The 12,471-nt window shown below is 35.0% G+C and carries 5 protein-coding genes; 4 read left to right on the forward strand and 1 reads right to left on the reverse strand.

Annotated elements, in window-relative coordinates:
• Nucleotides 1–340 precede the first annotated feature (340 nt).
• From JOD96_RS18150 to JOD96_RS18165, 4 genes are all read left to right on the forward strand, one after another.
• Nucleotides 341–1,732: an RtcB family protein gene (locus JOD96_RS18150; RefSeq protein WP_209565680.1), complete on the forward strand. Its 1,392-nt coding sequence runs from the start codon at nucleotides 341–343 to the stop codon at nucleotides 1,730–1,732.
• Between the two features lie 11 nt (nucleotides 1,733–1,743).
• Nucleotides 1,744–2,433, forward strand: coding sequence for a peptide chain release factor H (gene prfH / locus JOD96_RS18155; protein WP_209565638.1), 690 nt, complete (start codon nucleotides 1,744–1,746; stop codon nucleotides 2,431–2,433).
• Between the two features lie 33 nt (nucleotides 2,434–2,466).
• Nucleotides 2,467–2,997: a hypothetical protein gene (locus JOD96_RS18160; RefSeq protein ID WP_209565639.1), complete on the forward strand. Its 531-nt coding sequence runs from the start codon at nucleotides 2,467–2,469 to the stop codon at nucleotides 2,995–2,997.
• A 166-nt stretch (nucleotides 2,998–3,163) separates the two neighbouring features.
• Nucleotides 3,164–4,441, forward strand: a complete 1,278-nt coding sequence (locus JOD96_RS18165) for an MFS transporter (RefSeq protein WP_209565640.1) — start codon at nucleotides 3,164–3,166, stop codon at nucleotides 4,439–4,441.
• A gap of 59 nt (nucleotides 4,442–4,500) precedes the next feature.
• Here JOD96_RS18165 and JOD96_RS18170 read toward each other — a convergent pair whose 3' ends face one another.
• A complete protein-coding gene (locus JOD96_RS18170; RefSeq protein WP_209565641.1) occupies nucleotides 4,501–12,249 on the reverse strand; it encodes a T9SS type B sorting domain-containing protein in 7,749 nt (2,582 codons plus the stop codon).
• Between the last annotated feature and the right edge of the window lie 222 nt (nucleotides 12,250–12,471).

Below are 12,471 nucleotides of genomic sequence, written 5' to 3' on the forward strand. Positions count from 1 at the left end.
TTTACCTCTCAAAACATCGCATCAGAATTCAATTCTGTTGGCATGTGTCTTCGTGGCTTTTCTCAATCATAGCAAATCAATTTTAGATATAGAAAGCCCGAAGTAAATTACTTTCGGGCTTTTTTTTATTCTAGACTCTTCAAAAAATTCCCGATTACCAGAACTCAATTTATCTGTTGCAGATAAAATGTTTTATCAAAATCAGTATTGCTTTTTTCCTGCGATTTGATTTGTGCAACATTCTGATTCCTTTAGAATTTTTGAATGTTTGGCATTTCCTGTTGGCAGATTTAAAATGGACAATATTGATTTTGAAAAGAAAATCAATATTAAAAATATAATGGGAAATAAATTATCTGGAAAAGACCTTATTAAAATAGGCTTTCCAAAAAACAATAGTATCAATATTGCTTTAGGGCAAATAAACCGATACAGAAAACGAGAAAAAAAAGAAAGTATATTAACAGAAGCTAAAGAAGTTTTACTCTTTCCCGAGAAGTTTACCGGGCACGGAACATGGGGTAAAGTTGCTGAAGGACTGGTGAATCCAGTCCAGGTAAGAATGCATCAGCTCAATAACACACGGGCACCGTTTTCGATATTTGGAGAAAATGAAATCGATGAGCAAGCTAAATATCAGTTATATGATGCTTTAAAATTACCAATTTCTATTGCCGGAGCTCTTATGCCTGATGCACATTCAGGTTACGGATTACCAATTGGGGGCGTGCTTGCAACAGACAATGCTGTGATTCCTTATGGAGTTGGTGTCGATATTGGCTGCAGAATGAGTTTATCAATTTTTGACATTCCGGCTTCTTTTTTTAAAGGAAAAGAGCATCAATTGCAGGCTATTTTGAAAGATCATACAAAATTTGGAATGTATGAAACGCACACGATAAAAGCAGATCATGAATTGTTTAGCAGAAGTGAATTTCAGGATATTCCGCTTTTGAAGAACCTTTTGAGTAAAGCCTATAAACAACTGGGGACTTCTGGAGGAGGAAATCATTTTGTAGAATTTGGAATTGCAAAAATTACCAATCCGCTTAACGAATGGAAGATTGGCGAAGGAGAATATTTTGCAGTGCTTTCGCATAGTGGTTCAAGAGGACTGGGAGCTAACATTGCCAAACATTATACCTATCTGGCCACAAAACAATGTCCGCTGCCAAAAAATGTTCAGCATTTAGCATGGTTAGATTTAAACACGCATGACGGTCAGGAATATTGGCTGGCGATGAATCTGGCTGGCGATTACGCAAAGGCTTGTCATGACGATATTCATCGCAGAATTGCCAAAGCAATAGGTAAGAGAGTAGTTGTAACCATTGAGAATCATCACAATTTTGCATGGAAAGAAAATGTAAATGGCCAGGAAGCAATTGTACATCGTAAAGGTGCAACTCCGGCAAATGCTGGCGAATTAGGAATTATTCCGGGTTCGATGACTGCTCCCGGATTTATTGTTCAGGGAAAAGGAAATGCAGAGAGTTTAAACTCAGCGTCCCATGGTGCCGGCAGACTCTTTTCGCGTAGAAAATGCAAGGAATCATTTACCCAAAGCGAAATCAATAAAGCCTTAAAAGCAAATGATGTAACGTTAATTGGCGGAAATATTGATGAAGCACCAATGGCTTACAAAGACATTAACAAAGTAATGGCAAACCAAAGCGAACTGGTTGATGTACTGGGTACGTTCACTCCAAAAATCGTTAGAATGGATCGCTAAAAAATATAATTATGGAAAAAATAATTCAAATAACATCAGGTCGTGGCCCGGCAGAATGCAGCTGGGTTGTGGCTCAGGTTTTAAAAACCTTTATAGAAGAAGCAAAGGAAAATAATATAAATACGACCCTGCTTCAAAGAGAAACCGGAATTGAGAACGGAACTGTAGAAACAGCCACAATTTTACTGGAACATGATAATCTGGATGTTTTTATAAATTCATGGATTGGCACCATTCAGTGGATTGGACAAAGTCAGTTCAGGAAATTTCACAAACGCAAAAATTGGTTTATCGGGATTTTTGAAATTGAAAGATCGAGTACAACTGAAATTTCTGAAAAGGATATTCAATATCAGGCAATGAGAAGTTCAGGAGCGGGAGGCCAGCATGTAAACAAAGTAAGTTCTGCGGTGAGAGCAACGCATATTCCAACCGGGATTAGTGTTGTCTCAATGGATTCGAGATCACAACATCAGAACAAAAAACTGGCAACCGAAAGATTATTACAAAAATTTAAAGATGAAACTGTAAAACAATTTAAAACGGAGTTTCAGACACAATGGATGAACCAATTGCAGATTCAGCGTGGAAATCCGGTAAGGGTTTTTCAGGGTTCTGATTTTAAAAAGCAAAAACAGGAAAAAAATTATAAACGGGAAAGACAAAGATTAAAGAAAGAAGATTATTTCGATCGGGAATAAGAGTTTTTGAATTTTCGAAATCTAAAGAGATTTATGAAAGCAATAGACAAATATATTTTTGAAGCACTAGACAATTATCCATATTCGTTGGTAGAAACCATAGAATCATTAGATTATGCGTTGTCTTATGATAATAGAAATACAATGGCATTATGCTTATATGGCCGCGTTCAGGCCGATCAATTATTTAAATATGAAGAAGCCAAAGAATATTTTCAGCAGGCAATTTCCATTAATATAAATGCCCTTGAGGTATATTCCCATTACATTTATACGTTGGTTTTGAATGAAGATTATGAGGAGGCGACAAAACTTGTTGATTTTGCCTTGACAATCAAAGGGATTAATAAAGTTGAAATCCTTCTTAAAAAAGTAATGCTTTTAGAAAGTCAGAAGTATTTTAAAAAAGCATTAAAAACATTAAAAGAAGTGAGGCTGGCAACGTTAAGCAATGAATATGATTATCTTATTGATGAAGCTGAAAAACGATTAAACAAAAAAGTAAACAAAAAATCGGATAAAGTTTTGAAAAAAGAAAAGTCAAACAAAAAGAAGAATAAATAAATGAAAGAGGATGTCACAAGGCATCCTTTTTTATTTTAAAAAGTTTAAATGTGAATATGGTTTTTTCACAATGATGTTTTATTTTAACAGATAATTGTTTGTTACTTTCAGAAATTAGATTCATTTTTATATCCTATTTTCTTAAAAAATAAATCTATATTAAACCATGAAAAATAATCCTAATAAAAAGAACTCTTTGAAGCATGTTCTTTTTGGAAGCTTAATTGGCACCACAATCGAATTTTTTGACTTTTATATTTATGCCAATGCAGCGGTGTTGGTTTTTCCGCAATTATTTTTTCCGGGATCAGATAAGACGATGGCAACATTAGAATCACTGGCCACTTTTTCGATTGCGTTTCTATCACGTCCTTTGGGATCTGCTTTTTTTGGCCATTATGGAGATAAAATCGGCCGTAAATTTACCTTAGTTGCAGCTTTATTAACAATGGGTATTTCAACCGTAACAATTGGTTTTTTACCAAGTTATGCCAGTATTGGTGTTGCTGCTCCTTTATTGCTAATGCTATGTAGATTTGGACAGGGAGTTGGATTAGGAGGCGAGTGGGGAGGTGCTGTTTTGCTGGCCATAGAAAATGCTCCACCACATAAACGTGCCTGGTATGGTATGTTTCCGCAATTGGGTGCGCCAATTGGACTGTTACTTTCAGGAGGGACTTTTCTCTTATTGACAGATTCGATGAACAATGAAGATTTTATGGATTATGGATGGAGAATTCCTTTCATTGCCAGTTCGCTATTGGTTGTGGTTGGATTTTATATCCGAACAAAAATTACAGAAACACCTTCTTTCGAAAATTCAAAAAAGGAACACGAAGAAGTTAAAATCCCATTTTTTACTATTATAAAATCGTTTAAAAACCAATTGATTTTTGGGACATTTGCTGCTATTACAACATTTTTAGTCTTTTATTTAATGACGGTATTTACCTTAAGCTGGGCAACTTCTGACTTGGGTTTTGCCAAAAGAGACTTTCTGTTGATTCAGATGTTTTCAGTGTTGTTTTTTGCTGTTTTTATTCCTGTTTCAGCAGTTGTTGCAGATAAAATCGGACGTCGCAAAATATTAATTATCACTACAACGGCTATTGCTGTTTTTGGTTTTTTCTTCTCTCATTTTTTAAATTCAGGAAGTACATTTATGGTCACTTTCTTTGTCTGTTTAGGAATGTCATTGATGGGATTTACGTATGGACCGTTAGGAACTTTTCTATCCGAATTATTCCCTACAAATGTTCGCTATTCAGGCGCTTCGTTGACTTTTAACCTGGCAGGAATTCTTGGTGCAGCTTTTGCTCCAATGATTGCAATCTGGCTGGCAAGTAAATATAGCTTAACATATGTTGGTTTTTACCTGACGATTGCGGCTTGCATTTCGTTATTTTCTTTACTGGTAATTAGTAAAAAGGAACATAAGTTCTAAAAACCATATTTCTATATAAAAAAAGGTTGTCTAATAATTTTAGACAACCTTTTTTTTATTTAACGCTTCAAACTAAAATGCCCTCTGAACTGAGCACCATTTAGTCGGGTTACTACAAACCAATAATCAGATGCAGGTTCATCATGACCAATATAAGTTCCGTCCCAGTCAGTATTCTTTACTAACTCTTTAATGAATTTTCCATATCTATCAAATATTCTTATGGAAGAATTTGGTGCCAAATAGGCAAAATCAATAGTCCAGGTATCATTATGGCCATCATTGTTTGGTGTAAAGAATTTAGGAAAAGGAAGTTCCTCAACATAATTAATACAATCTCCAGTTGTTGCTTCAATAATCTTGATAGTTATTGGCGTTCTTTCGCTCTCGCAATCATTAATGGTTTGCGATGCATAATAAGTAACTCCATTTTCTAACAGGGTTGATTCAGATAAATTTGTTCCGGCAGTAATGGCATCGTACCAGTTTATATTTTGTCCCGAAATATTAATTTTGTTGATGCTGGCATTTTGCTGTATACAAAAATTCTGGTTGAAATCGGCAATTGGTGCCGGTGTGTCCTGAATTTTTATCTTAATGGCAAGTCTTTTACTTTCACAATTATTAAGTGTTTGCGAAGCGTAATAAGTTCCGCTTACAAGCTGTGTTGTAGTTGCTAAAAGATTTCCTGCTGTTGCAGCATCATACCATTTTATATTATCTCCTGAAATTGGGATATTGCTTATTGTAGCATTTTCGTCTATACAAAAAACCTTTGAAAGATCTGCACTTGGTAAAGCAGTATCATACACGTTAACAAGGACAGCAAGTCTTTCACTATCACATCCAATAGATTGTGCTACATAATATGTTTTGTTATTTTCTAATAAAGTTGTAATAGGCAAAACAGCAGTTGCGCTATTAGAATCATACCATTTTATATTTTGTCCATTGATAGTAATATTATTCAGAGTTGCATTTTCACTTTTGCAAAATTTCGGATTTGTATCTCCTGTTGGAGCCAATGGTGTATTTTGTATAGAAACTGTAACATCAAATCTCGGACCTTCGCATGAATTAAGAGTTTGAGAGGCATAATAAGTTTTTCCGTCCTGCAGACTAACGGTATTTGCTAGAAGATTTCCATTAGTAATTGCATCATACCATTTAATATTAGCTCCATTCACAGCAATATTTGCTATAATAGGATTTTGACCTGAACAAAAAGGCTGATTAGCATCTCCCGAAGGAGCAGGTGTATTATGAATAGTTACAGCTACAGCAATTCTTTTACTTTCGCAGCCATTTATAGTTTGCGAAGCATAATACGTTTTGGCATCCACAAGTAAAGTAGTTTTTGGCAAAAGATTTCCTGCTGTTGCAGCATCATACCATTTTATATCATTTCCTGAAATTGGGATATTGCTTATTGCAGCATTTTCGTCTATACAAAAAACCTTTGAAGGATCTGCACTTGGTAAAGCAGTATCATAAATATTTACTGTCACAGCAAGCCTGTCACTCTCACAGCCAATAGATTGTGATACATAATATGTTTTATTGTTTTCTAATAAAGTTGTAACAGGCGAAACAGCAGTTGCGCTACTGGAATCATACCATTTTATATTTTGTCCATTGATAGTAATATTATTCAGAGTTGCATTTTCACTTTTGCAAAATTTCGGATTTGTATCTCCTGTTGGAGCCAATGGTGTATTTTGTATAGAAACTGTAACAGCAAATCTCGGACCTTCACATGTATTAAGAGTTTGAGAGGCATAATAAGTTTTTCCATCCTGCAAACTAACCGTATTTGCTAGAAGATTTCCATTAGTAATTGCATCATACCATTTTATAGCAACGCCATTAACAACAATGTTTGCTATAGTAGGATTTTGACCTGAACAAAATGGCTGAATGGCATTTCCGGAAGGAGCAGGTGTATTGTGAATAATTACAGCTACAGCAATTCTTTTACTTTCGCAGCCGTTTATAGTTTGCGAAGCATAATACGTTTTGGCATCCTGAAGTAAAGTTGTATTTGACAAAAGAGTTCCGGCTGTTAAGGCATCATACCATTTTATGTTTTGACCTGTAATTGCAAGAGTAGCTAAAGTCGCATTTTCCTGAATACAGAAAGCTTGTGAATTCGGACTAACAGGATTGGCGATAAATTGTGTAAATGGTATTAAAGTAACTTTTGCAGCTTCTGAAATACATCCATTTGAGTTTTTTACTTTAACAAAATAATCAGCCGGGTCCAGAAAAATTGACGTTTTGGTAGTTGTCCAGGTACTTCCATTGTCAAAACTATATTCTGCTGCTGCAGATGTAATGCTAATTTTTCCTTTAAGATTATTACAGTCAGGCTGGATAACTGTAAATATTGGGGTGCTAGGATAATCTGTTGGGGCATTAATAATTATAGATACTGGAGCAGATTCGCAGCCAGTGGTATTTTTAACGCGGACCATATACGTTCCGGGTATTAGATTTCCTGAATTTGGATTGGCTGAATAATTTTTACCATTGTCAAAACTATATTGATAAGAAGTACTTGTAACCACAATTGAACCAAAAGGATTACTGCACGAAATAGGTTGCGTAACATTTAAAGTCGGAATTGAAGGAGCATTTGGCGCAGTTTTGATGGTTGCTTTATATGCAACAGATGCGCAACCATTTGTGTATTTTATTCGGATAGAATAACTTCCAGGAGATAAACTGCTGGTATTACTGGTGTGCCAGGTAAGACCATCGTCAAAACTATATAGATTTGCAACCGTAGAGACCATAATGCTGCCTGTAGCCGAATTGCAGCCAGTTGGGTCTGTGACTACAACTTGTGGCGCTTCAGGAATCGCAGGTGCAGCTTGTATAGTTATAGGTGCAGCAAGAGAAATGCAACCCGAATTGTATTTAATCATTAAATCATAGGTTCCTGCTGATAGATTAGACTTTGTATTAGATGTTCCAAACGTAATTCCGTTATCAAAGCTATAAAAATCGGCTGCAGTATTAATTAAAATTGATCCTGTCAAATTGGTGCAAGTAGGTTGAGTTGCTGTAAAAGCAGGAGATGCAAGCGTTGATAATGGCGATATCGTGACTGGAGCAGCATTTGAAACACAGCCTGTTGAATTTTTAATTTTTATGAAATAAGTACCTGGAGAAAGATCTGTTTTTGTATTAGAAAAAACATACGTTAATCCGTTATCATAGCTGTAAGTTGCTGCATTAGTTGTAATAGTAATAGAGCCTTTCGAGGAGCTGCAGCTTGGCTGAGTAGTAGTAAAATTTGGAGCCGCAATTGTAGTGCCAGAACTCAAATTGACAACAGTTGTTGCTGATTCGCAGCTATAAGAATCTGTTTTTATTTTAATAATATAAGTACCAGCCCCAACATTTATTTTTGTAGGACTTGTTGTCCAGCTGTTTCCGTCATTGAAACTATAACTCATGGCTGATGTAGTTATGGTGATGCTGCCATCAGTGGCGCCACACGAAGAAGGTTGAACTATCTTTACGTTGGGTGAGGCAGGAATTGAGGGAGGATTATATATATAGACATAACTGCCGGAAGAAGTACAGCCTAAAGTGTTTTTTATTAATACATTATATGAGCCGGTAGCTAAATTTTTCATTATAGGATTTGTAGTCCACGTTGTTCCTCCATCAAAACTATATTGGTCTGCAGTAGAATTTACTATTATAGTTCCGCTAGGACTACTACATGTTGGTTGGATAACACTTATATTTGGTGAAGACAGATAATATGAGTTTATGTATAAATATTGTGAACTTGATGTACAACCCGTTGCATTTTTAATAAGAATGTTATAAGACGTACTTGCAGGATTTAATAAAATAGGATTTGTAGTCCAAGTGTTGCCTCCATCAAAACTATATTTGTCAGCAGGAGTTGTAACGGTAATACTCCCTCCATTTCCACAGCTTGGCTGTATTACTTTTACGTTTGGATTAGGTAGATAGTAAGGATTGATATTTATAGACAAACCATAAGATCTACAACCTTTTGCGTTTTTTATCATGATGTTGTAATAACCCGAAGTAATTCCGGAAAGAACAGGGTTAGTTGTCCAGGTATTACCATAGTCAAAGCTGTATGAGCTTGCAACTGTTGCAATAGTAATACTTCCCTTAACGCCACATGTTGGCTCAATGTATGTAAAATCCGGATTTGGTAAATAATATTCCTGCAGACTAGTGGATGCACCATAACGTGTAGAGGTGCACCCAGAAGCATTTTTGACCATTAAATAATAACTAGTGTTTGCACTTAGATTACTAAATATAGGATTAGTACTCCAGGTATTACCTCCATCAATACTGTATTGTGCTGCAGTTGAAGTAAAGGTTATACTTCCTCCAACCCCGCAAGTAGGTTGTGTTACTTTAAAAGTAGGAGCTGGGAGATAAAAATCTTCAAGCCATAGCGAGTTGTAGTTAGAGACACAACCTTTAGCATTCTTAATCATTGGGTAATAATACCCTGCTGAAAGGTTCGAAAAAACAGGATTTGTTACCCAATTTGTCCCATCAATACTGTAAGAACTGGCGACAGTATTAATTTTAATACTGCCTTTTGTTCCGCATCCAGGCTGAACAATTGTTATGTTGGGTTGTGCCAGCTTCGAGGTGTCCAGATAAACAGAAATGTAATTGGATGTACAATTATTTTTCTTTATTATTAAATAATAAGAACCCGAGCTTAAATTATTAAAAACATTATTTGTACTCCAAGTTGAACCATAATCTATACTATAATAATCTGCCGTAGTGTTGAATGTAATATTACCAATATTTCCGCAACTTGGATTGGTAAATGTATAATCCGGATCAGGAAGGTTTGCGTTTTTAATTGAAACACTTACAGAATTAGAAACACATCCTAAACTGTTTTTTACTGCAATGTTGTAATATGAATATGAATTAAGATTTGATAGAGTAGGAGAAGTTCCCCAAGTATTACCTCCATCAAAACTATAGAAACTAGCAACTGTATTTATTTTAATGCTGCCAGAGGTTGTACAGGTAGGTTGAACTACAGTATAATCGGGTATATCAATATATGGATTATTTAAGTAAATAGCGTTTGGATAAGAGGTACAGCCAAGTTTATTTTTTATAAGTACGGTATAAATGCCGGGAGGCAATGACTTAGAGTTTAGAGTTGTCCAGGTTACACCATTGTCAAAACTATAAAAATCAGATAATGAATTGATAGTGATTTTGCCATTTGCACCACAAGTTGGCTGTTCCGTGCTAATAATTGGCGCATTTAAGTAAGGCTGATATAAAGAAACGTAATTACCAGAGCTGATACATCCCGCACTGTTTTTTATTTTTATTTGATAATTTCCAAAAGGTAAGGTTTTAACATTATTACTAGTCCAGGTTGCGCCATTATCAAAACTATAGGAATCTGCTACTGTAGTAATAGTAATACTGCCATCTGTGCCACAAACGGGCTGTTCAGTTGTATATGCAGGATAAAAATCTTTAAAATCACTTAAATAAGCATAGCTATAATAGGAAGTACAGCCTAAAGCGTTCTTAATTCCTAAAGAATAGCTTCCTGCATCTAAATTGCTCATTTTGTTATTTGTAACCCATGTGTTCCCTCCATCAAAAGTGTAAAAATCTGAGAGAGTATTGATCGTAATACTTCCTTTTACAGTACAAGCGGGTAAGTCGATTGTATAAATTGGAGTTTCAAGCGTAGTACTGCTGATGAGTACATTGTTTGCCGACGAAATACAACCTTGTAAATCTTTGGTACGAATTTTATAATTTGCAGGTAAAAGATTGTTAGCAGTAGCACTACTTCCCCAAGTCACGCCGTCATCAAAGCTATAGTATGCAGCTGGAGTTAGAATGATAATACTGCCGGTATCCCCGCAAAATAAAGGATTGGTATAAGTGTAATTTGGATACAAAGTAGAAGCTGCTGTAATAGTTACACTTTCAGAATAAGAAGTACATCCATTTACGGTCTTTATTTTTACTAAATAGGTTCCAGGATATAAATTACTCTTCGTGTTGCTTGCCTCCCACGTTACGCCATCATCAAAACTATATTGTGATGCCGGCGAAGTTACTTTTATTGTTCCTGTAGTGTTAAAACATGAGGGCTGTGTAATCTGTAAAACAGGAGATACGGCAGTTTGGCTGGGTTCGATAGTGACACTTGCATTGCTGGTGCATCCAAAAGAATCTGTGACAGTAACAGAATAATTTCCTAACGAAGTTACTTTAATACTTTGTGTAGTTCCTCCTGTACTCCATAAATATGAAGATCCTGGTGAAGAAGTTAATATTGTGCTTCCAGAGCAGACATTTAGAATACCTGTAATATTTGCTGTTGGATTTCTAACCTCTAAATCGGCAGAAATTATTTTGTAGCAAGTTGCATCCCTGCTCACTCTAACAAAAATAGAAGCACTTGAACTTGGATAACTTGCAAAATTGGTAATAGCATTCAAGTTGGATTCCGCTTCTTTGTAATTTTTGAAATAACTAAAATTTAAACCTGTTGTAGAAGGAACAATTAAAGAATTTAAGGTAGATAAATTAAAAATTTCAGTTCCGTCATGGTTTGCATCACATTGCGATATTTTGGCCGTTGTTACATTAATAGTACAAGTTGAAGAGCAATTCAAAAAAGAAATATCCCAGCCTGAATTTGCGTCAGGATCTGTAGCAGAATCAAATGTGGTTCCCGAGCATGAAGTTCCAGAAATGTTATAATCTATTTGTACTCCTATATTATAATTAGCATTTGTAATATTTGGAAAATCACTGTTTTTTAATGTAAAACAAAACTTTTTATTTGTTGTGTCTAAGCTTGACGTAGTTGATGTACTATAAACAGATACATTATTGCTGTCGTAAACATTTAAAGTGATTTTGTTTACAGATGCAGAAATTCCTCCAGAATTAGGAATAGTATAATTACCGCAAACAGAAATTGGTAAAGTTGGGCAAACTTTATTCAGAGGATCAAGTTCTATAGAGCCTTGCAAATTTTCTGCAGAATGTAAGATACAAACATCATCAACATACATATATCCAAAATGCCCGCCCAATCCACATCTTGAAGCCATAAATTCAACAGTAAATTCTTCATTATTTGGAATTGATGATATGTCTAATATTCCTGATTGCCAATTGGTAGTATATAAAGTAACAAAATCAGAATATTGACTTGGAGCCTTACTGAAAATGCAATTTTTTTCATCTCCTACCAAACAAAATTCACTGACAACTTTCTTATTTTTATCTAAAATCCTTGCTTTTACAAAAGCCTGATTATCCGTATGACTATTGTCGTACACACTTTGTAATACCGCTTTGTAATTAAATTTTAGATAATTTTCATTATTTGTTTTAAACCTTTTTCCCTGAACAATAGAACCATAAGTAGAAGAGTTCTCATAATTAATTTTAAGAGCATATTGATCAAAGGCTTTAATGTCTCCCATATAAGGGTCAATCAAATTGGAAGAAACACCAGTTGCCATAATGTTCATATTATTAGGATCATAGCGATTGATGTATGAATCGGCAGTATTGCTAATCGATTGACATTGTGTTGGACCAGGAGGGTCGCCTATTGTGCAAAGAAAATTCTTAAGATAACTGCTGCCATTTATAGTTTCATATTGCTCAAAACCTCCATTAGTACACATTTCTACTCCTTGAAGAGTAGCTGCAGTTTTTGAAGTTAAACTTCCATCTTTTGAATTTAAAATTACTTTTTTTAAATCCAGGATTTCTGCTTTCATCCTTTCCTCTCTAATTTTCAAAAACTGTTTTTGTTCCTCCAAATTTTGAATTAGATGACCATGTTTATCTTCTAATAAATGTTTGTTGGAAGAATTCGGATTAATTTCTTGAGAAAAAACACAAGAAAATTTGATAAGAATAATAAATAAGAGTAAAGTTCTAAGCTTCATTTAGTACAATTTGATGGGCAAATATAGCCAAAAAACTATGCGATAAATATG

It is taken from the genome of Flavobacterium sp. 1355 (assembly GCF_017833415.1).
GTDB lineage: Bacteria > Bacteroidota > Bacteroidia > Flavobacteriales > Flavobacteriaceae > Flavobacterium.